The following is a 20,924-nucleotide window of genomic DNA, read 5'->3' as shown; positions in this document are numbered from 1 at the left end:
CGTACCCGCCTAAAGCGTGTCGCCCTGTTCGGCCCGAGGTGCCGGGGCCCCATGCCGACCGGCACCCGCGGCGAACCGTCTCGCCCCCTCTAGCGCCTCGCCGGCCACCCGCGCGATGCTGGCGAACTCGAGGTCGAGCGCCGCGGACTCGGGCAGGCCCCACTGGTGCAGCGCCGACAGCCGATCCGATCGCAGACACTGCTGCGGCAGCGCGGCCAATTGCGCCGCCAACTCCTCAGCCGCCTGTCGGGCTTGACCCTTGGGCACCACCCGATTGGCCAACCCCATGGCCAGCGCTTCGTCGGCCGGCACCCCACGGCCAGTGAGGATCATGTCCATCGCGCGGCTGTGCCCGATCAGCCGTGGCAGTCGCACGGTGCCGCCGTCGATGAGCGGTACCCCCCAGCGACGGCAAAACACACCGAACACGGCGTCTTCCTCGGCCACCCGCAGGTCGCACCACAGTGCCAATTCCAGCCCCCCGGCGACGGCGTAGCCGCTGACGGCGGCGATCACAGGTTTGGACAGCATCATTCGTGACGGCCCCATCGGGCCGGGACCCGTCCGGTGCACAGAGTTGGCCTCCGGTGTGCCAAAGGCCTTCAAATCGGCTCCCGCACAAAAGGTTCCACCCGCACCCCAGAGTACGGCCACCGACGCGGCGTCGTCCCGGTCGAATTGCTCGAACGCCGCGCACAACGCCGCGGCGGTCGGGCCGTTGACCGCGTTGCGGGAGGCCGGCCGGTTCAGAATCACCGTGGTCACCCGACCTTTGCGCTCCACACGCACCAGATCACTCATGTCACCTCCAGGAGTTGAGTTGCATCGCGTCGTTTCGCCATTGCAGTGGCGAAGTCGTGGTACGCCGCCCGTAACCCGGCGCCCGGCCAGTCGGCGGGCAACAGTTCAGCGGGCAACATCGGATCGGTGAGCAGGTGGCGCACCATCGCCGCAGCCACCACAAATCGCCCGGGCATGTCGGTGGCCGCTGCCATGTCGCCGAGCAACCGGTGGCCGGCCTCGGTCCACCCCGACAGATCCCACAGCTGCCCGGCCAAGTCGGCGGGGGCCTCGTCGCGGGCCGTCAGCATCCTAACCCGGGCCGCAACGTCGGACTCCAAGTCGAGGTCGAGATTGTCCGGCCGCATCCACACCCCTTCCCGCAATTCACCGAAACGCTTGTGGTGCATGCAGGTTCGCAGTGCGGCCCGGGTACGAGCATCGGTGCCGATGCTGGTGACAATCAGCATGTGCCAGTTTCCGTGCCAAGCGCGGGTCCGTGGGCGCATGGCCTCATCTTGTCGGCGCTGGCGGGCCAGCAACCGATCCGAGAGCCGGTAGCCGTCCGCGGACCGGACCAGATCCCCGGCACCGACCATGCGGGTCAGCGCGACCCGCAACGTCGTCTCCTTGATACCGAAATCCGCTGTCAGCTGGATCAATTCGCTTGCGGTGGCCCACGCGGGATGAGCACCGAGCAGCACGCTGAGTACCACCGAACGGGCGGTCATGGCCGGCATGGTTACACCCGCGATGCTTGACGGCCGTAGTCGCCAAACGGCTCGTCACGGCGCCGCACCGCATCCCGGAAGCCGTGCTCGACCGCGTCGGCGACAAACGCGTGCCCCTCGGGTGTGTGCCGAGCGGCGCCGTCGAACACGGTGCTGACCATCCTGCTGGTGGCCACACCCTGTTGCAGCAGAGCGGAATTGAGCGCGAGCTTGACCATGATCAATTGATTGACCGGCAGTGCGGCGATCCGGGCCACCAGTCGCTCGGTCCGCTCGTCGAGGTCAGCCGGCTCCGGCGCCTCGACCGCCAGGCCCCACTCGGCGGCCTGCGCGCCGGTGATGCAATCGCCGGTGAACAGCAGCCGTTTGGCCCGCTGGTCGCCGAGCCGGTGCGCCCACAGGCCCGCCGCCGGCACCCCCCACACCCGGGTGGGCGGGTAGCCGATCTTGGCGTCGGCGGCGGCGATCACCTGATCGGCGTGCAGCGCGATGTCGGTGCCGCCGGCCACGCAGTAGCCGTGGATCTTGACCACCGTCGGCTTGTCGGCATGCATCAGACTGGCGAATCCGCGCACGAACCGGCTCATCATCTGGTAGTCGATCATCGGGTCCCACGGCTGGTTCGGTAGGTGGTTGACGGCCTGGGTCTTGCCATCTAGCACCGTGCCTTGGTATGCGCCGCCGCCCCCGGTCGACGACGACCCCTCGGCGTAGGCGGACAGGTCGAAGCCGGCACAGAATCCCTCGCCGCGACCGGACACCAGAATGACATGCACGCCTGGATCCAGATCGGCACGCTCCACCAGAGCAGACAACTCCAGCGGGGTGTCTGCGATGATCGCGTTGCCCTTCTCCGGCCGGTTGAAGGTGATCCGCGCAATCCGACCGGTGACCTCATAGGTCATCGTCTTCAGGTTGTCGAAATCGACCGGCCTGATCGCGTGTGTCATCAGCGGCCGCTCAGCCTTTTACCAGCGCACGCTCGAGGATGGGCGCGAGATCCAGACCGGCCGGCATGGTGCCGTACGCTCCGCCCCACTGGCCGCCGAGCCGAGTGGCCAGAAACGCCTCGGCGACGGCGGGATGTCCGTGGCGCACCAACAACGATCCCTGCAACGCCAGGCAGATGTCTTCGGCAATCTTGCGGGCTCGATAACCGATCGTGTCAAGATCGCCCAGCTGCGGACGCAGCCTTTCGACGTGGCCGTCCAGCCTGGGGTCCTGGCCTGCGCTGCGGGCCAGCTCGTCAAACAGCACCTCGACGCATGCGGGCCGGGTTGCCATGGCGCGCAAGGTATCTAGCGCGCTGACATTGCCCGAGCCCTCCCAGATGCCCATCAACGGCGCCTCCCGGTAGAGCCGGGGCATCCCGGAATCCTCGACATAACCGTTGCCGCCCAGGCACTCCAGCGCTTCGGCGGCGTGAGCGGTGGAGCGCTTGCACACCCAGTACTTGGCGGCCGCCAGGCCGATGCGACGCAGCAGCGCTTCGGTCTCGTTCCCGCGCACCGCGTTGTCGGTGGCACCGGCCATCCGCATTGCCACGATGGTGGCGGCCTCGGCCTCCACCGCCAGGTCGGCCAGCACGTTGCGCATCAACGGCTGGTCGATCAGGTAGGCGCCGAACGCCTTCCGATGCTGGGCATGGTGGACGGCGCGGGTTAGGCCGGTGCGCATGCTGGTGGCACTGCCCAGAGCGCAGTCCAGCCGGGTGAGGTTGACCATCTCGATGATGGTCGGCACGCCGCGGCCCTCCTCGCCCACCAGCCACGCGACGGCACCGTCGTATTCGACCTCGCTCGAGGCGTTTGCGTGGTTGCCGAGCTTGTCCTTGAGCCGCTGCAAGAACATTCGGTTGCGGGTGCCGTCGGGCAGCACCCGCGGCAGCAGGAAGCACGACAGCCCGTCCGGTGCCTGCGCGAGCACCAGGAAGATGTCGCACATCGGCGCCGAAGTGAACCACTTGTGGCCGGTCAAGCTGTAGCTGCCGTCCGCATTCGGGGTCGCCTGGGTGGTGCCAGCGCGCACGTCGGAGCCACCCTGCTTCTCGGTCATCGACATGCCGGCGGTGATGCCGGCCTTCGTGGTCGCCGGCTTCAGCTCCGGGTCGTACTCACGACTGGTCAGCAGCGGCTCGTAGACCGCAGCCAGCTCGGAGTTATACCGCAGCGCCGGAACGACGGCGTAGGTCATCGAGATGGGGCAGATATGGCCCGGCTCGACGGTCCACACCGATGTCTTGGCCGCTCGCACCACGTGCGCACCCGGGCGGTCGTCAGCCCACGGTGCGGCGTGCATGCCATGGGTGATCGCGGTACGCATCAGCTCGTGGTAGGCCGGGTCGTACTCCACCTCATCGACCCGGTACCCGTAAGCGTCGTGGGTATGCAGGATGGGCCGGTTGCGGTCTGCAAGCTCTCCCCAGCGTTGGGCTTGGCAGCTGGCAGAAATTGCCCCGACCTCGTTTACTTCATCCAGGCCCCACTGGCCACCCTCCTGGATCAGAGCCTCGATGAGCACCGGGGATGACGCGGGATTGTAGTTCTCCAAGGGCGGAACCTGGTTGGTGACGACATGCGTATCTGACATGCCACCATGTTACGTTTTTTCTACAACTGCACAAGAGAATGTAACGGATGGTTTTGTCCTCATCTGAAGTGCGCTGCAAAGAATCGCCACAGTGTCTGGGTGGCAAATGACGGCCATCGGTGGCCGGCGTCATCGACGGTGAGCAGCACGACACGGCGATTGTCGGCGCATGTGGCGCCCGATGTGGTGACCGGACCTTCGGTCGTGGTATCCAGCGCGCCGCACCGGTTGACCTCGCGCCAGAACGCATTGAGATCGGGCACCGGCGGACCGTCGATGCGCGCGAACCCGGCGCCGGGCCCGCCGTGGTAGCGGACCAGCGGATCGGCCGTGCCATGGATGTGGATGACCGACACCGGACGCGGGGACTGACAGGGGTCTAGTTGCGTGCCCGAAACGACGCCGATCGCCGCGAAGATGCTGGTGTTGCAGGCCAGCGTGTAGGACATGATGGCACCGTTGCTCATGCCCGTGACGTAGACCCGGGCGGGGTCGATGCTGACATTGTTGGCGATGTCGGCGACGACCGCGCGGACGAAGCCGATGTCGTCGACGCCTTCACGTGCGGGCCGGCCGCAGCAGCCTCCGCCATTGGCATTCCAAGCCCTGTGATAGCCATCGGGGTAGGCGACGAGGAACTTCTCGGAGTCGGCCAATTCGTCCCAGCCATAAGACCTTTCGGCTTGCTTGGCGCTGCCGAACCCGCCGTGCAACATGACGACCAGCGGCGCCGAGGACGGCAACCCGACGGGCTTATAAAGCCGGTAGCTGCGGCCGGCTCCATCGACATCGAGGGTGTGCACGCTATTGCCATTGCCGAAGCCCGCCGCCAACCTCGTTCCCCCCGAGCAGCCCGCGAACGCAAGCACAGCGGCGAGCAGTATGGCGACCCTGCGGAGCATAAGTCAACGGTAGGTGCCGCGGGGCTTGAAGTCAGCTGCCGGTTCTTTCCCGCAGAAACGCGATGTCGTCCTTGCGACCTTGGTCGGCGGTTTCGCAGATCACCGGCGCGCCGGCCGCCTTGACGGCAGCCACCAGCAGGTCAGGATCAATCTGGCCGCTGCCGAGGTTGGCGTGGCGGTCACGGCCCGATCCCGCTTCGTCCCTGGAGTCGTTGCAGTGCACCAGATCGATGCGGCCGGTAATTGCTTTGATCCGATCGACGGCATCGGTCAGCGCCTCGCCGGCCGCCCAGGTGTGGCAGGTGTCCAGGCAAAACCCGATTCCGGTGTCGCCGATGACGTCCCAGAGCCGGGCGATGGTGTCGAAGCGGCGCGCCATCGCGTGATCGCCGCCGGCGGTGTTTTCCAGGTAGACGGGAACCTCGGTTTCCAGCCGGTCCAGCGCCTTGCGCCAGCGCTGGAAGCCCTTGTCGATGTCGTTGTCGTCGGCGACGTGCCCACCGTGCACGATCACCGCCGCTGCGCCAATGTCGGCCGCCGCAGCACAGGTCTCTTGCAGGATCTTGCGCGACGGGATCCGCACGCGATTGTTCGCCGACGCAAGGTTGATCAGGTAGGGCGCATGCACGTAGATGGGCAGGGTCGCGGCTTTCAGCGCGGCGGCGTCGTCCCGCGGCTTGGGAGCCTTCCAGCTCTGCGGATTGCCAAGGAAAATCTGCACTACGTCAGCGCCTTCGGCCTCCGCTGCGGCCAGCGGATCGGTTGGGCTGACATGCGAACCAATGAGCACAACCCAAGTCTAGTGAGACCGATCTGGTGAGACCCACACCCTCGGATCACGTCCGGCCAGCCGCGGCACGGGATGCTGCCGTCCGTATTCGTGGGCCCCGGCGCATAAAGTGTTTCTCCTTGTGGGATACGTTTCCCCGGAGCAGCGCGTAGTCAGCGCTCGTGAAATTTGCTGCTGGTGCGGAGGATTAGGCAATGCTTAGTGTAGGGCGCGGCATCGCCGACATCACTGGTGAGGCGGCGGACTGCGGCATGCTCGGCTACGGCAAGTCCGACCAGCGCACCGCCGGCATTCACCAGCGACTTAGGTCACGGGCGTTTGTGTTCCGGGACGATTCCCAGGACGGGGACGCGCGGTTGCTGCTGATTGTCGCCGAACTGCCGCTGCCCATGCAAAACGTGAATGAGGAAGTGCTGCGCCGGTTGGCCGATTTGTATGGCGATACCTACTCGGAGCAGAACACACTGATCACGGCGACCCACACCCACGCCGGGCCTGGCGGGTACTGCGGATACCTGCTGTACAACCTGACCACGAGCGGCTTTCGGCCGGCAACCTTTGCGGCGATCGTCGACGGAATTGTCGAATCGGTGGAACATGCGCATGCCGATGTGGCGCCCGCCGAGGTTTCGCTCTCGCACGGCGAGCTGTACGGCGCAAGCATCAATCGATCCCCATCAGCGTTCGACCGCAACCCGCCGGCCGACAAGGCGTTCTTCCCGAAACGCGTCGACCCGCATACCACGCTCGTGCGTATCGACCGGGGCGAGGCCACCGTGGGCGTGATCCATTTCTTCGCTACCCACGGTACGAGCATGACGAATCGCAACCACCTCATCTCCGGAGACAACAAGGGTTTCGCGGCCTATCACTGGGAACGCACCGTGGGCGGCGCGGATTATCTCGCCGGCCAGCCCGACTTCATCGCCGCCTTCGCACAGACGAATCCGGGCGACATGAGCCCGAATGTCGACGGGCCCCTTTCTCCCGAGGCCCCACCAGACCGGGAATTCGACAACACCCGTCGTACCGGGTTGTGCCAGTTCGAGGATGCTTTCACGCAGTTGAGCGGAGCGACGCCCATCGGCGCTGGCATTGATGCCCGGTTCACCTATGTCGATCTCGGTTCTGTGCTCGTGCGCGGCGAGTACACACCAGACGGTGAAGAGCGCCGCACCGGGCGTCCGATGTTTGGCGCCGGGGCCATGGCAGGCACCGACGAGGGCCCGGGCTTCCATGGCTTTCGCCAAGGGCGAAACCCGTTCTGGGACAGACTATCCCGCGCCATGTACCGGCTGGCAAGGCCGACGGCAGCGGCACAGGCCCCCAAAGGCATTGTGATGCCCGCACGCCTGCCGAACCGGATACACCCCTTTGTCCAGGAAATTGTTCCCGTTCAGCTCGTGCGAATCGGTCGCCTCTATCTGATCGGTATTCCGGGCGAACCGACCATCGTCGCGGGGCTTAGGCTGCGCCGCATGGTGGCTTCGATTGTTGGCGCCGACCTGGCCGACGTGCTCTGCGTGGGCTACACCAACGCCTACATCCATTACGTGACAACGCCCGAAGAGTATCTCGAACAGCGCTACGAGGGCGGCAGCACGTTGTTCGGTCGATGGGAACTGTGCGCCCTCATGCAGACCGTGGCCGAACTCGCCGAGGCCATGCGCGACGGCCGTCCGGTGACGCTCGGTCGCCGGCCGCGGCCCACCCGGGAGCTGAGCTGGGTGCGCGGCGCGCCCGCCGATGCCGGGTCGTTCGGAGCGGTCATCGCCGAGCCCTCGGCGACGTACCGACCGGGTCAGGCGGTGGAAGCCGTTTTCGTCAGCGCGCTGCCCAATAACGATCTGCGCCGCGGCGGCACCTACCTCGAAGTGGTCCGCCGGGAAGGTGCCAGCTGGGTGCGGATTGCTGACGACGGCGACTGGGCCACGAGCTTTCGCTGGCAGCGCCAAGGGCGGGCCGGATCGCATGTCAGCATTCGCTGGGATGTTCCCGGCGATACCACGCCCGGGCAATACCGCATCGTCCACCACGGCACCGCACGCGATCGCAACGGCATGCTTACAGCGTTCAGCGCGACGACGCGCGAGTTCACGGTTGTTTGACTCGGCGGCCGCAATCACCAACCCAGGCCATGCCTGGGCGTCGGCGATGGAACGCAGTGGCCTGCTGGAATGCGCGGCCGGCTTGGACGAGCAACCGTTCGGCGAATTCACGGCCGATAAACTAAACCCCGACCGGGGTTCCTCACGACGTGTCCCCCGCAGGCAGGAAGATGGCGGGATTGCCACTCATGTTGAACGGGGCGGCGGGCAGCGCCAATCTGGCGGCCAGGCCGGCGTCGTGCCCCAACGCATGCATGGGTTTCCCGCATTGGCGATGCAAGACCGGCTCATCCACCACGGCGAGCAGACGCAGAATCGCATCGCGCAGGCATTTCGCGTGCGATTCTGCGTCTGCTCGCCCACCTAGCGGTAGTCGCTGTAGCCGTAGTCGTCCAGCGGGACGGCAGCACCGGTGGCCGCACCGAAGTCCGGGCTGTAGTACTGATCCTCATACGACGGGATGGTGTACGCCGCAGCGCGGGCCTCCTCGGTGGGCTGCACCGCGATGTTGCGGTAGCGGTTGATACCGGTACCGGCCGGGATCAGCTTGCCGATGATCACGTTTTCCTTCAGACCGTTGAGCTTATCGCTGCGGCAGTTGATCGCCGCATCGGTCAGCACGCGAGTGGTCTCCTGGAACGACGCCGCCGACAGCCACGAGTCGGTGGCCAGCGACGCCTTCGTGATGCCCATCAGCACCGGACGGCCGGCCGCGGGCTCACCGCCCTCGGCCACCACTCGGCGGTTCTCTGCCTCGAACTCCGCGCGGTCGATCAGCGAGCCAGGCAAAAACTCCGTCGAGCCCGAGTCGATGATGGTCACCCGGCGCAGCATCTGGCGAACGATCACCTCGATGTGCTTGTCGTGGATCGACACACCTTGGGCGCGGTAGACCTCCTGGACCTCGCGAACCAGGTGTATCTGCACCTCGCGGGGGCCCTGCACCCGCAGCACCTCATGCGGGTCGGCCGAGCCTTCCATCAGCTGCTGGCCCACCTCGACGTGGTCGCCATCGGAGAGCACCCGTTCGGAACCGTCTTCGTGCTTGAACACCCGCAGCCGCTGCCGCTTGGAGATCTTGTCGTAGACCACTTCCTCACCGCCGTCGTCAGGAACGATGGTGATCTTGTAGAACCGCTCGCCGTCCTCGAGCCGAACCCGGCCGGTGACGTCGGCGATCGGCGCCTTGCCACGCGGTACCCGGGCCTCGAACAGCTCCTGCACCCGGGGCAGACCACCGGTGATGTCCTCACCGACGCCACCCTGGTGGAAGGTGCGCATGGTCAGCTGGGTGCCGGGTTCGCCGATGGACTGGGCGGCCACGATGCCGACGGCTTCACCGATGTCGACCAGCTTGCCGGTGGCCATGGAACGCCCGTAGCAGGTCGCGCACACGCCGGTGCTGGTGGCACACGTCAGCACCGAACGCACCTTGACCTGGGTAATACCAGCAGCCAACAGAGCGTCAATCTCCGGATCGCCCAGGTCTTGACCACGCTCGACGATGACGTTGCCGGCCTCGTCGACCGCGTCGGTGCCCAGGGTCCGCGCGTAGGCCGAGGTTTCGATGTACGGGTCGCGGATCAGCGTGCCGTCGGGTGCACGCTCGGCCAGCTCGACGACGATGCCGCGCTCGGTCTGGCAGTCGTGCTCGCGCACGATCACGTCCTGGGACACGTCCACCAGACGTCGGGTCAGGTAGCCGGAGTCGGCGGTGCGCAACGCGGTGTCCGCCAAGCCCTTTCGAGCGCCGTGGGTGTTGATGAAGTACTCCAGCACGGTCAGGCCCTCACGGAAGGAGGACTTGACCGGACGCGGGATGAACTCACCCTTCGGGTTGGTCACCAGGCCCTTCATACCGGCCAGCGTTCGAGTCTGGGTGAAGTTGCCGGTGGCGCCGGAGTCGACGATGGTGATGATCGGGTTGTCGTCGGGGTAGTGCTCCCGCAACGCCTGACCGACCTCGTCGGTGGCTTCCTTCCAAATCTCCACCAGCGCCTCGTTGCGCTCGTCGTGGTTCAAAGCGCCACGCTGGAACTGCTTTTCGACCTTGTCCGCGCGCTCCTCGTAGTGGTCGAGGATCTCCTTCTTGCGCGGCGGCACCAGCACGTCGGCCATCGACACCGTCACGCCGCTGCGGGTGGCCCAGTAGAAGCCGGCGTCCTTGAGCTTGTCGACGGTCTGGGCGACCACGATCATCGGGTAACGCTCGGCCAGGTCGTTGATGATGGCGGCCTGCACCTTCTTGTGCATCTGCTTGTTGACGAACGGATAACCCAGCGGCAGCAGCTCGTTGAACATCACCCGGCCCAGCGTGGTCTCGGCCATCCACGCATCGCCCGGCTGCCAGCCGCTGTGGCCGAATAGCTCGGCCTCGATCTCGACCGGCGGCCGCAGCTGGGTCAGCCGCACCTTGATCTTGGCCCGCACGCTCAAGACACCGCGGTCGGCCGCCATGATCGCTTCGGCCGGCGAAGAGTAGACACCAGTCTCCGGGTGATCCCCGCTGGCCAGCTGGTATTCGCCGGTGTCCCCGGGGACCTCGGTGGTCAGGTAGTACAGCCCGGTCACCATGTCCAGCCGCGGCATGGCCAACGGACGCCCAGATGCCGGCGACAGGATGTTGTTGGAGGACAACATCAAAATGCGAGCCTCGGCCTGCGCTTCGGCGCTCAAAGGCAGGTGCACGGCCATCTGGTCACCGTCGAAGTCGGCATTGAACGCCTCACACACCAACGGGTGCAGCTGAATGGCCTTGCCTTCCACCAGCATTGGCTCGAAGGCCTGGATACCCAACCGGTGCAGGGTGGGTGCGCGGTTCAGCAACACCGGGTGCTCGGCGATGACCTCTTCGAGCACATCCCACACTTGGGGGCGCTGGCGCTCCACCATGCGCTTGGCGCTCTTGATGTTCTGCGCATGGTTGAGGTCCACCAGCCGCTTCATCACGAACGGCTTGAACAGCTCCAGCGCCATCAGCTTGGGCAGACCGCACTGGTGCAGCTTGAGCTGCGGGCCGACCACGATGACCGACCGGCCCGAGTAGTCGACACGCTTGCCGAGCAGGTTCTGCCGGAACCGGCCCTGCTTGCCCTTGAGCAGATCGGAAAGCGACTTGAGCGGACGGTTGCCCGGCCCGGTGACGGGCCGGCCGCGGCGGCCATTGTCGAACAGCGCGTCCACGGATTCCTGCAGCATCCGCTTCTCGTTGTTGACGATGATTTCCGGCGCACCCAGATCGATCAGCCTTTTCAGCCGGTTGTTGCGGTTGATCACCCTGCGGTACAGGTCGTTCAAGTCGGACGTGGCGAACCGGCCGCCGTCGAGCTGCACCATCGGGCGCAGCTCCGGCGGGATCACCGGGACGGCGTCGAGCACCATGCCCATCGGCGAGTTGCCCGACTGTTGGAACGCCGCAACCACCTTCAGCCGCTTGAGGGCGCGAAGCTTCTTCTGCCCCTTGCCGTTTCGGATGACATCCCGCAGCGACTCGGCTTCGGCGTCGATGTCGAAGTTCTCGATCAGCTTCTGGATCGACTCCGCGCCCATGGCACCGGTGAAGTACTCGCCGTAGCGGTCGACGAGTTCGCGGTAGAGGTTTTCGTCGACGATCAGCTGCTTGGGCGCCAGCTTGGTGAAAGTGCTCCAGATGTCCTCCAACCGGTCCAGCTCACGCTGCGCGCGGTCACGGATCTGGCGCATCTCGCGCTCGCCGCCGTCGCGAACCTTGCGCCGCGCATCGGCCTTGGCGCCCTCGGCCTCCAGCTCGGCCAGGTCGGCCTCCAGCTTTTGCGCCCTGACCTCTAGTTCGCCGTCGCGCTGGTCTTCGACGGCCTTGCGCTCCACCGCCATTTCGGCCTCGAGCGTGGAGAGCTCATTGTGGCGCATCTCCTCGTCGACCGAGGTGATCACGTAGGCAGCGAAGTAGATGATCTTCTCCAGGTCCTTCGGGGCCAGGTCCAGCAGATACCCCAGCCGCGAGGGCACACCCTTGAAGTACCAGATGTGGGTGACGGGCGCGGCAAGCTCGATGTGGCCCATCCGCTCACGACGCACCTTGGCGCGGGTCACCTCGACGCCGCAGCGCTCGCAGATGATGCCCTTGAAGCGCACCCGCTTGTACTTGCCGCAGTAGCATTCCCAGTCGCGAGTCGGCCCGAAGATCTTCTCGCAGAACAGGCCGTCCTTCTCCGGCTTAAGCGTGCGGTAGTTGATCGTCTCCGGCTTTTTGACCTCGCCATAGGACCATTGCCTGATGTCCTCCGCGGTAGCAAGACCGATGCGGAGTTCATCGAAGAAGTTGACGTCGAGCACGTAACTCCCTTTCCCCTAACGGGTTTAGTAATTTTGCGACAGCTTTACGCAAGATCCTCGACACTTGCGGATTCGTTGCGGGACAGATTGATTCCCAGGTTGGCCGCGGCCCGCTCCAGGTCCTCGTCCTCACCTTCGCGCAGTTCGATCGCCGCACCGTCACTCGATAGCACCTCGACGTTGAGGCACAGCGACTGCAGTTCTTTGAGCAGCACCTTGAACGACTCGGGGATGCCCGGCTCCGGGATGTTCTCACCCTTGACGATCGCCTCGTACACCTTGACGCGGCCGACGGTGTCATCGGACTTGATGGTCAACAGCTCCTGCAGGGTGTAGGCGGCACCGTAGGCCTGCATGGCCCAGCACTCCATCTCCCCGAACCGCTGGCCACCGAACTGCGCCTTACCGCCCAGCGGCTGCTGGGTGATCATCGAGTACGGCCCGGTGGAGCGGGCGTGGATCTTGTCGTCCACCAGGTGGTGCAGCTTCATGATGTACATGTAGCCAACCGTGACCGGGTACGGGAACGGCTCGCCGCTGCGCCCGTCGAAGAGCATGGCCTTGCCGTCGGCGTCGACCAGCACGTCACCGTCGCGGTTGGGCAGCGTGCACGACAACAGGCCCTGCAGCTCGGCCTCCTGGGCGCCGTCGAACACCGGCGTCGACACAATGGCGTTCGGCTGCGCCTCGAGCAGTTCGTCGGGCAGCCTGGCGGCCCAGTCCGGAACCCCCTTGGCGGCGTCGACCTTCCAGCCGCTGTGGGCACACCAACCCAGGTGGGTCTCCAAAATCTGGCCGATGTTCATCCGTCGCGGCACGCCGTGGGTGTTCAAAATAATGTCCACCGGGGTGCCGTCGGCAAGGAACGGCATGTCCTCAACCGGCAGGATCTTGCCGATCACGCCCTTGTTGCCGTGCCGGCCGGCCAGCTTGTCACCGTCGGAGATCTTGCGTTTCTGAGCCACATACACACGCACCAGCTCGTTGACACCGGCCGGCAACTCGTCCTCGTCCTCGCGGGAAAACACCCGAATGCCGATCACCTTGCCGGATTCGCCGTGCGGCACCTTCAGCGAAGTGTCGCGCACCTCGCGGGCCTTCTCACCGAAGATGGCACGCAGCAGCCGCTCCTCCGGCGTCAGCTCGGTCTCACCCTTCGGGGTGACCTTGCCGACCAGGATGTCCCCGTCGCGAACCTCGGCACCGATGCGCACGATGCCCCGCTCATCCAGGTCGGCGAGCACCTCGTCGGAGATGTTCGGGATGTCGCGGGTGATCTCCTCCGCACCCAGCTTGGTGTCGCGAGCATCGATCTCATGCTCCTCGATGTGGATCGAGGTGAGCACGTCCTCTTCGACCAGGCGGTTGGACAGGATGATCGCGTCCTCGTAGTTGTGGCCCTCCCACGGCATGATGGCCACCAGCAGGTTCTTGCCCAGCGCCATCTCGCCGTCGTCAGTACAGGGACCGTCGGCGATCACCTGACCGGCCTCGACTCGGTCGCCCGCGTCCACGATGGGGCACTGGTTGGCGCAAGTGCCGTGGTTGGACCGGGCAAACTTGCGCATCCGGTAGGTACGCCGGGTGCCGTTGTCGTGCATCACAGTGATGTAGTCGGCCGACACCTCCTCGATGACGCCGCTTTCTTCGGCGACGACGACGTCGCCGGCGTCGATCGCCGCGCGCAGCTCCATCCCGGTGCCCACCAGCGGGGCCTCGCTACGGACCAGCGGCACCGCCTGGCGCTGCATGTTTGCCCCCATGAGGGCACGGTTGGCGTCGTCGTGCTCCAGGAAGGGAATCATCGCGGTGGCCACCGACACCATCTGGCGGGGCGAGACGTCCATGTAGTCCACCTCAGACGAGGGCACGTACTCCACCTCGCCCGCCTTGCGGCGGACCAGCACGCGCGGCTCGACGAAGCGACCGTCCGCATCGATCGGCGAATTGGCCTGTGCCACCACGTGGCGGTCCTCCTCGTCGGCGGTCAGGTACACGATCTCGTCGCTAACCACGCCGTCGACCACCTTGCGGTACGGCGTTTCGATGAACCCGAACGGGTTGACCCGCGCGTACACCGACAGCGAGCCGATCAGACCGATGTTGGGCCCCTCAGGGGTTTCGATCGGGCACATCCGGCCGTAGTGCGACGGGTGCACGTCGCGGACCTCCAGCCCGGCACGCTCACGTGACAGACCGCCGGGCCCCAGCGCCGACAGTCGGCGCTTGTGGGTCAACCCCGACAGCGGGTTGTTCTGGTCCATGAATTGGCTCAGCTGGCTGGTGCCGAAGAACTCCTTGATCGCGGCGACCACCGGCCGGATGTTGATCAACGTCTGCGGTGTGATCGCCTCCACGTCCTGGGTGGTCATCCGCTCCCGGACCACCCGCTCCATCCGCGACATGCCGACCCGGATCTGGTTTTGGATCAGCTCGCCGACCGTACGCAGGCGGCGGTTGCCGAAGTGGTCGATGTCGTCGGTTTCCACCGGCACCTCGACGCCGCCCGGAACGGTCATCGTGGTCTGACCCTCGTGCAAGCGGACCAGATATTCGATGGTGGCCACGACGTCTTCTTCGGTCAGCGTCGACGACGTGATGGGCTCGCCGACATGCAGCCCGAGCTTCTTGTTGACCTTATAGCGACCGACGCGGGCCAGGTCGTAGCGCTTCTCCTTGAAGAACAAGTTTTCCAACAGCGTCTGCGCTGACTCTTTGGTCGGGGGCTCGCCCGGACGCAGCTTGCGGTAGATGTCCAACAGCGCCTCGTCGGTGCCGACGGTGTTGTCCTTCTCCAGCGTCGATCGCATGATCTCGGAGAACCCGAACCGCTCGACAATCTGCTCGCTGGTCCAGCCCAGCGCCTTGAGCAGCACGGTAACCGGTTGCCGGCGTTTGCGGTCGATGCGCACGCCGACGGTGTCGCGCTTGTCGACGTCAAACTCGAGCCACGCGCCGCGGCTCGGGATCACCTTGACGCTGTGCAGCGTCTTGTCGGTGGACTTGTCAATGGTCTCGTCGAAGTACACCCCGGGCGACCGCACCAGCTGGCTGACCACCACACGCTCGGTCCCGTTGATGATGAACGTGCCCTTCTCGGTCATCATCGGGAAGTCACCCATGAACACCGTCTGACTCTTGATCTCACCGGTGTTGTTGTTGATGAACTCGGCGGTGACGAACAGTGGAGCCGCGTACGTCATGTCCTTGTCTTTGCACTCGTCGACGGGTGCCTTGACATCGTCGAAACGAGGGTCAGAGAACGACAACGACATCGACCCGGAGAAGTCCTCGATCGGAGACAGCTCGTAGAGCACCTCTTCCAGGCCACCCACTGGGTTGACATCACCCCGCTCGGCGGCGGATTCGCGCCAGCGCGGCGAACCGATCAGCCACTCGAACGAATCGGTCTGGACGTCAAGGAGTCCCGGAACCTCAAGTGGTTCGCGCAGCTTAGCGAAGGAGACCCGGTTTGGCGCTCCGGGTACGGAGTTATTCGAGGAACTTTGCGGGCGACTCGGACTAGGACTAGCGGCTGTTTTGCTCTGGCGGGAATCTGCCAAGATGCATCCTTCCAGCACTTCATGCGACCAACGAGAGCCCTTAGAGGAGCGGTGCCCACGGGCCCGTTCGCCGCGATAATTTTGTCGGTTTCGGCCGGCGAACGATCTGTCCGGATCTCACGCACGCAACTAAACCGCTGAGCCGCAAACTGGGCTCAGACTAAGACCACGGTGTCAAGTGGCGGGTGAGGTGGGCAGGAAGTAGCCAGCGCAACGTCCAACAATAGCGCAGGACGGCGCATTCCTCAAATACCCGGCAACAACCATCCCCGGATATCGGCGCTAGCTGGCGATCTCGACTTCCTTTGGCCACATGCGGCGCATGCTGCCCAACAGATTGACCCGTTTAGCGTCTGCCGTCAAGTCCTCGCGTTGACTCACCCACAATGCGCGCATAGCGCCCTTCGTTGCCTCAGGTGAGAATGCCCGCGTAGCGGCTTGCCAAGGCTGCGAGTCCGGTCTGGGGCAGTAGCTCCAGATGGATGCGGTCGAATCGATCAATCCGCCGTGCAACGACAGCTCCTGGCCCTCACCAGCGAGCTGCTCACGCTCACCACGAACAAAGCTGGACCCACACCCAAAGCTCCCCGGGCATCACCACGCTTCACGGGCATCGTGACGTCAGGCATCAGGCAGGGTGCAGCGGCACCTTCATCAGTCCTTGGTGTCACACCTTGATCTCCGCGGTTGCCGCAATGAGAGCGTCGGTCAGCTTCACCGACCGCCGCACGCCCGCGGCTCGGCAGTCCGCGACGAGTCGAGCCAACGAAATCATCACCGCTTCACTGACAGGGATCTGATCGGCCGTGCGCGCTAGCGCGAGGGTGTCGGCGCGTCGTGATCGGGTCGCCGAATCGCCAGCATTGAGCAGACCGAGTTGCAGCTCACCGATCGTCATAACCGAAAGCGCCACGCGTTCAGGCAGGTCCGCGATTGCACCGCCGCTCTCGCGCGCAATGAAGACCGACGTATCTAGCAGGCCTACCCCGACCTCGCCCTCGGTCACAGGTCGTCGAGGGTATGACCGGCCAAGTCGTTGAGTTCATCGGTGAGGCGCGGGTCGGCCGAGCGCTTGGCGAGCTCATCGCGCAGATGCGCCCCGACAGCCAGCGGATGCGGCGCCGATGCGGCACGATATCGGCGACCGGCTCCCCGTGTACCGTGAGAGTCACCGGCACCCCGGCCTTGACCGCATCGACCACCTGACTTGTGCGATTTCGCAGATCCCGCACACCCACCTCCATGTGCGACAGCGTGGCACCGTGACTTTTCCATCGCCGTCCCCTCCCCGTTTGACTGTGCGGCCCTATTGGCGCGCCAGCGCGATGCGGATCGCGTGCTCCGGGTCGACCAGATGGCCCGCAGCAGCGGCGGCCTCGGCGATCGCGAGCTGCACGCCCTTGATCCGCCCGTTGAACGCGTTACTCCCCGGGGCATAGTCGGGTGAGACGGGCGAGCCCGAATCCATGCCGACATCGCAGCCGTCGTCGGCCGAGAAGACGATGGCAAGGGTGGCTTCGACATGTCCTTCGCCGACCTGTTGGCCGTCGACATAAAGAGTTACCTCGCCGCCCTTGCCCAAACCGCCACCGGCATAAGCGAATTCCATGCGCACCTGATGGGCGCCGGCCGGCAGCGGGTCGGCGGACTCGGCGTAGAAGTGCTTGATACCACCCAGGTTGTAGCAGTACTTGAGCTTGCCGTCGTTGGCATACAGGCTCCAGCCGCCGATGCTGGCGCCCTGCGCGACGATCACGCCCTCAGCACCGGTCTCGGGCACCTCGACCTCAGCGGTCACCGTGTGCGATTTGTTCTTGAGGTTGAGCACACAGTTCTCCGACAACCGGCCCATGTTCGAAAACAGCACCTGGGTGTTGCCCCTGATGAGCACCGGCCTGCCCGCCAGATCGGGGTTGATGCGGCTGGCGGTGTCGTCGTCCAGCGGAAGCACGTTGTAGCGCGTCGCCTCGATCAGCCACAGCCGCTGCAGCTCATGCAGCTTTTCCGGCATCTCCTTGGCCAAGTCTTTGGCCTGGCTCCAATCCTTGGTGGTGTCGTAGAGCTCCCACACGTCGTCGTCGAACGCGACGGTCTGCTCGCCAACCAAAATCCACGGCGTCTTGTGCTTGGTCACCGCGGTCCAACCCTTGTGGTAGATGCCCCGGTTTCCGAACATCTCGAAATACTGCGTCTCGTGCCGATCCGGCGCCTGCGCGTCGTCGAACGAATAGGCCATGCTGACCCCTTCGATGGGGTGTTGCTGCACGCCGTTGACGAATAACGGTTCCGGCAACCCCGCCGCCTCCAGGATGGTCGGCGCCACGTCGATGACGTGGTGAAACTGCCAGCGCATCTCCCCCTTGGCGGCAATTCCGTTGGGCCAGTGCACAATCGTGCCGTTACGCGTGCCACCCCAGTGCGAGGCCACTTGTTTGGTCCACTGATAGGGGGTATCCATCGCATGCGCCCAACCCACCGAATAGTGGTTGTAGGACTCCGGCCCGCCGAACTTGTCGAGCCGGTCGGTCATGAACCGCGGCGTCTCGATGTCGGCCAGGCCGTTGAAGTTCAACATCTCGTTGTAGGTGCCGTTGATCGTGCCCTCGGCCGAGGCGCCGTTGTCGCCGATGATGTAGAACACCAGCGTGTCGTCGAGCACACCGAGGCGCTGCAGGCCGTCGACGAGCCGGCCGACGTGGTGGTCGGTGTATTCCAGAAAGCCCGCGTAGACCTCCATCTGCCGGCATAGCACGGGTTTGAGGTCCTCCGGCATGTCGTCCCACGCCGGGATTTCGGCGTGCCGCGCGGTCAGCTGGCAGTCCGCCGGGATCACCCCGAGTTCCTTTTGCCGGGCGAAGGTTTCCTCTCGCAGTGCGTCCCAGCCCACATCGAAGCGGCCCCGGTACTTGTCGGCCCACTCCCGCGGAACGTGGTGGGGCGCGTGGGTGGCGCCCGGGGCGAAGTACACGAAGAACGGCCGGTCGGGGGCCAGTGCCTTCTGCTGTCCGATCCAGCCGAGGGCCTTGTCGGTCATGTCCGCCATGAAATGGTAACCCTCCTCGGGCGTGCGGTTCACCTCGACCGGCGTGGTGCCCTCGTACAGACTCGGATACCACTGGTTAGCCTCGCCACCGATAAACCCGTAGAAGTATTCGAAACCACCGCCGCCGCTGGGCCACGCGTCGAACGGCCCGACCGGGCTGGTCTGCCAGACCGGGACTTCGTGGCACTTGCCGAACTGGGCGGTGTTGTAGCCGTTGAGCTTTAGCGTCCGCGCGATCGGCGACATGGTGTTCGGTAGTACTGAGCTGTATCCCGGTGCACCGGTGGCGATTTCGGTGATACCGCCCATGCCGGCGGAGTGATGGTTGCGTCCAGTTAACAACGCCTGACGCGTCGGCGAGCACAGCGCGGTGGTGTGAAACCGGTTGTACCGCAACCCGTTACCGGCAAGCAGTTCCGCCGTCGACGTCCTGCATGGGCCTCCGAACGCGCTCGACGCACCGAACCCGACATCGTCAAGCAGGATCAGCAACACATTCGGGGCACCCGCCGGTGGGCGCAGCTGCTCGATCGGCGGATAGGTGCTGTCGGGATCCTTCGCGTCATACGTGATCAGCCCGGTGCGAGCAGCACTGGGAATCGGCAGATGCGTTCTTGGCTGCGGCATTGTTCCTCCCTAATACGCGTGCCTATCGACGCTACAACCGCAGCGTCTGGGCCGTCCGCGGGTCAACGCGACCGCAATGGCAGCCGCCGCCCAAATTTCAGCATGCTAAATGTATGAGCATGCGTCTGGCGCATCGGCTCCAGATCCTGCTCGACGACGAGTGCCACCGCCGCATCACCGCGGTGGCGCGCGAGCGAGGCGTCCCGGTCGCAACCGTCGTGCGTGAGGCCATTGATCGAGGCCTCGTCAGCCCCGCCGGTCGCCGCAAGTCCGCGGGCAGGCGCCTGCTCGACGCCGCCGACATGTCCGTTCCCGAGCCGCGGGAGCTGAAGCAGGAACTCGAGGCCCTCCGGGCGCGCCGCGGATGATAGTGCTCGACACCACCGTCCTCGTCTATGCCAAAGGCGCCGAGCATCCACTCCGCGATCCCTGCCGCGATCTCGTCGCGGCAATCGCCGACGAACGCATCGCTGCGACCACCACCGCCGAGGTGATCCAGGAGTTCGTCCACGTACGCGCCCGCCGGCGCGACCGCAGCGACGCCGCCGCGCTGGGCCGTGTGACTATGCCGAACTGCTCTCGCCGCTACTCACCATCAATCGAGGCCACCTCGAAGCGCGGCCTGACGCTGTTCGAGACAACGCCAGGGCTTGAAGCCTGCGACGCGGTGCTCGCGGCGGTTGCCGCAAGCGCCGGCGCGACCGCTCTTGTCTCGGCTGACCCGGCGTTCGCCGATCTGTCGGATGTCGTGCACGTCATTCCCGACGCGGCCGGGATGGTCAGCCTGCTCGGCGACCGCTGACGGCCCCGGGCGAGCAGTCGCATAAGCCCCCGACACGCCGAGCGTGCGGGGGCTTATGCGTCTGCTCGCCGGCCGACAATGTCATACGCTCTAAACTCGATGTATGACGATGCTCAGCTTCCGCGCCGACGACCACGACGTCGACCTGGCCGACGCGTGGGCGCGTCGCCTACACATCGGCCGCTCCGAGCTGCTGCGCGATGCGCTGCGACGTCACTTGGCCGCGCTGGCCGCGGACCAGGATGTCCAGGCCTACACCGAGCGACCGTTGACGGACGACGAGAACGCACTGGCTGAGATCGCCGACTGGGGGCCGGCGGAGGACTGGGCCGACTGGGCCGATGCGGCGCGGTGAATTGTGGTTTGCCGCCACACCTGGTGGTGACAGACCAGTACTTGTCCTTACCAGAGATCCGGTGGCAGACCGCATCGGCGCGGTCGTTGTGGTGGCCCTAACCCGCACCCGCCGAGGCCTGGTGTCGGAATTGGAGCTCACGGCCGTCGAAAACCGTGTTCCGAGCGACTGCGTCGTCAACTTCGACAACATTCATACGTTGCCACGCACCGCATTCCGACGCCGCATCACCCGGCTGTCCCCGGCCCGCCTGCACGAAGCCTGTCAAACACTCCGGGCGAGCACGGGGTGTTGAGCGGGGGCTGGTTGCACGTGGCCAC

At 65.4% G+C, this 20,924-nt stretch carries 17 protein-coding genes and 1 pseudogene; 5 read left to right on the top strand and 13 right to left on the bottom strand.

The features are described from left to right. Positions 1–9 precede the first annotated feature (9 nt). The 6 genes from FF952_RS03570 to FF952_RS03545 are packed head-to-tail and all read right to left on the bottom strand — an operon-like array spanning position 10 to position 5,792. Positions 10–801 (bottom strand): crotonase/enoyl-CoA hydratase family protein, encoded by a 792-nt coding sequence (locus tag FF952_RS03570; protein WP_003403433.1) that lies wholly within the window; start codon positions 799–801, stop codon positions 10–12. Continuing rightward, positions 798–1,520 carry a PaaX family transcriptional regulator C-terminal domain-containing protein gene (locus tag FF952_RS03565; RefSeq protein WP_003403429.1) on the bottom strand — a complete coding sequence of 241 codons (723 nt, stop codon included), beginning with the start codon at positions 1,518–1,520 and terminating at the stop codon, positions 798–800. Before FF952_RS03565 ends, FF952_RS03570 begins: the two co-directional genes overlap by 4 nt. 2 nt (positions 1,521–1,522) lie before the next feature. Next, positions 1,523–2,461, bottom strand: coding sequence for a crotonase/enoyl-CoA hydratase family protein (locus FF952_RS03560; protein WP_003403426.1), 939 nt, complete (start codon positions 2,459–2,461; stop codon positions 1,523–1,525). Between the two features lie 10 nt (positions 2,462–2,471). After that, positions 2,472–4,100 carry an acyl-CoA dehydrogenase family protein gene (locus tag FF952_RS03555; protein WP_003403423.1) on the bottom strand — a complete coding sequence of 543 codons (1,629 nt, stop codon included), beginning with the start codon at positions 4,098–4,100 and terminating at the stop codon, positions 2,472–2,474. A 59-nt stretch (positions 4,101–4,159) separates the two neighbouring features. Further along, positions 4,160–5,002, bottom strand: coding sequence for a CE1 family esterase (locus FF952_RS03550; RefSeq protein WP_003403421.1), 843 nt, complete (start codon positions 5,000–5,002; stop codon positions 4,160–4,162). 31 nt (positions 5,003–5,033) lie between these two features. Next, complete coding sequence (locus tag FF952_RS03545; RefSeq protein ID WP_003403419.1) at positions 5,034–5,792, bottom strand: deoxyribonuclease IV; 759 nt, start codon at positions 5,790–5,792, stop codon at positions 5,034–5,036. Between the two features lie 194 nt (positions 5,793–5,986). Between FF952_RS03545 and FF952_RS03540 the strand changes: the two genes are divergently transcribed. Beyond that, the gene (locus FF952_RS03540) at positions 5,987–7,900 is read left to right on the top strand and encodes a neutral ceramidase (RefSeq protein ID WP_003900995.1); all 1,914 of its coding nucleotides are present in this window, start codon (positions 5,987–5,989) and stop codon (positions 7,898–7,900) included. Here FF952_RS03540 and FF952_RS20895 read toward each other — a convergent pair. The 7 genes and pseudogenes from FF952_RS20895 to atsD form a co-directional block, all read right to left on the bottom strand. Continuing rightward, positions 7,887–8,187, bottom strand: a pseudogene (locus tag FF952_RS20895) (amidase family protein); the annotation flags it as partial. The gene FF952_RS03540 and the pseudogene FF952_RS20895 sit on opposite strands and share 14 nt — an antisense overlap. A 76-nt stretch (positions 8,188–8,263) precedes the next feature. Then, positions 8,264–12,214 (bottom strand): DNA-directed RNA polymerase subunit beta', encoded by a 3,951-nt coding sequence (locus tag FF952_RS03530; RefSeq protein WP_020824456.1) that lies wholly within the window; start codon positions 12,212–12,214, stop codon positions 8,264–8,266. 44 nt (positions 12,215–12,258) lie between these two features. Beyond that, complete coding sequence (gene rpoB / locus FF952_RS03525) at positions 12,259–15,777, bottom strand: DNA-directed RNA polymerase subunit beta (RefSeq protein WP_003900992.1); 3,519 nt, start codon at positions 15,775–15,777, stop codon at positions 12,259–12,261. 497 nt (positions 15,778–16,274) lie between these two features. Continuing rightward, positions 16,275–16,448 carry a hypothetical protein gene (locus FF952_RS03520; protein WP_003898549.1) on the bottom strand — a complete coding sequence of 58 codons (174 nt, stop codon included), beginning with the start codon at positions 16,446–16,448 and terminating at the stop codon, positions 16,275–16,277. Next, on the bottom strand, positions 16,445–16,783 hold the full coding sequence (locus FF952_RS03515) for a PIN domain-containing protein (protein ID WP_003403405.1): 339 nt from the start codon (positions 16,781–16,783) through the stop codon (positions 16,445–16,447). The genes FF952_RS03520 and FF952_RS03515 overlap by 4 nt, the downstream gene beginning before the upstream one ends. After that, entirely contained in the window at positions 16,695–17,021 is a 327-nt protein-coding gene (locus FF952_RS03510) for a type II toxin-antitoxin system Phd/YefM family antitoxin (RefSeq protein ID WP_003403401.1), read from the bottom strand. Before FF952_RS03510 ends, FF952_RS03515 begins: the two co-directional genes overlap by 89 nt. A 62-nt stretch (positions 17,022–17,083) precedes the next feature. Then, positions 17,084–19,447 (bottom strand): arylsulfatase AtsD, encoded by a 2,364-nt coding sequence (atsD, locus tag FF952_RS03505; protein ID WP_003403397.1) that lies wholly within the window; start codon positions 19,445–19,447, stop codon positions 17,084–17,086. 113 nt (positions 19,448–19,560) lie between these two features. Between atsD and FF952_RS03500 the strand changes: the two genes are divergently transcribed. The 4 genes from FF952_RS03500 to FF952_RS03485 all read left to right on the top strand — a co-directional run bounded on the left by FF952_RS03500 (position 19,561) and on the right by FF952_RS03485 (position 20,899). Then, complete coding sequence (locus tag FF952_RS03500) at positions 19,561–19,815, top strand: antitoxin VapB7 (protein ID WP_003911263.1); 255 nt, start codon at positions 19,561–19,563, stop codon at positions 19,813–19,815. Next, a complete protein-coding gene (locus FF952_RS03495; protein WP_003403386.1) occupies positions 19,812–20,249 on the top strand; it encodes a type II toxin-antitoxin system VapC family toxin in 438 nt (145 codons plus the stop codon). The genes FF952_RS03500 and FF952_RS03495 overlap by 4 nt, the downstream gene beginning before the upstream one ends. Before the next feature lie 109 nt (positions 20,250–20,358). Further along, entirely contained in the window at positions 20,359–20,604 is a 246-nt protein-coding gene (locus tag FF952_RS03490; RefSeq protein WP_003403381.1) for a ribbon-helix-helix protein, CopG family, read from the top strand. Beyond that, the gene (locus FF952_RS03485; protein ID WP_003403376.1) at positions 20,591–20,899 is read left to right on the top strand and encodes a type II toxin-antitoxin system PemK/MazF family toxin; all 309 of its coding nucleotides are present in this window, start codon (positions 20,591–20,593) and stop codon (positions 20,897–20,899) included. The genes FF952_RS03490 and FF952_RS03485 overlap by 14 nt, the downstream gene beginning before the upstream one ends. Positions 20,900–20,924 lie beyond the last annotated feature (25 nt).

It is taken from the genome of Mycobacterium tuberculosis complex sp. N0072, assembly GCF_030323725.1.
GTDB lineage: Bacteria > Actinomycetota > Actinomycetes > Mycobacteriales > Mycobacteriaceae > Mycobacterium > Mycobacterium tuberculosis.
The sequence above is the reverse complement of the archived record's forward strand: the minus strand, read 5'-3'. Positions and strand labels throughout refer to the sequence as shown.

Bases quoted from the DNA above. Each gene is read 5' to 3' on its own strand.
- FF952_RS03495 (WP_003403386.1), top strand. From the start codon at position 19,812: ATGATAGTGCTCGACACCACCGTCCTCGTCTATGCCAAAGGCGCCGAG.
- FF952_RS03485 (WP_003403376.1), top strand. From the start codon at position 20,591: ATGCGGCGCGGTGAATTGTGGTTTGCCGCCACACCTGGTGGTGACAGA.
- FF952_RS03565 (WP_003403429.1), bottom strand. From the start codon at position 1,520: ATGCCGGCCATGACCGCCCGTTCGGTGGTACTCAGCGTGCTGCTCGGT.
- FF952_RS03560 (WP_003403426.1), bottom strand. From the start codon at position 2,461: ATGACACACGCGATCAGGCCGGTCGATTTCGACAACCTGAAGACGATG.
- atsD (WP_003403397.1), bottom strand. From the start codon at position 19,447: ATGCCGCAGCCAAGAACGCATCTGCCGATTCCCAGTGCTGCTCGCACC.
- FF952_RS03570 (WP_003403433.1), bottom strand. From the start codon at position 801: ATGAGTGATCTGGTGCGTGTGGAGCGCAAAGGTCGGGTGACCACGGTG.
- FF952_RS03555 (WP_003403423.1), bottom strand. From the start codon at position 4,100: ATGTCAGATACGCATGTCGTCACCAACCAGGTTCCGCCCTTGGAGAAC.
- FF952_RS03490 (WP_003403381.1), top strand. From the start codon at position 20,359: ATGCTCAGCTTCCGCGCCGACGACCACGACGTCGACCTGGCCGACGCG.
- FF952_RS03510 (WP_003403401.1), bottom strand. From the start codon at position 17,021: ATGGAGGTGGGTGTGCGGGATCTGCGAAATCGCACAAGTCAGGTGGTC.
- FF952_RS03540 (WP_003900995.1), top strand. From the start codon at position 5,987: ATGCTTAGTGTAGGGCGCGGCATCGCCGACATCACTGGTGAGGCGGCG.
- FF952_RS03550 (WP_003403421.1), bottom strand. From the start codon at position 5,002: ATGCTCCGCAGGGTCGCCATACTGCTCGCCGCTGTGCTTGCGTTCGCG.
- FF952_RS03500 (WP_003911263.1), top strand. From the start codon at position 19,561: ATGAGCATGCGTCTGGCGCATCGGCTCCAGATCCTGCTCGACGACGAG.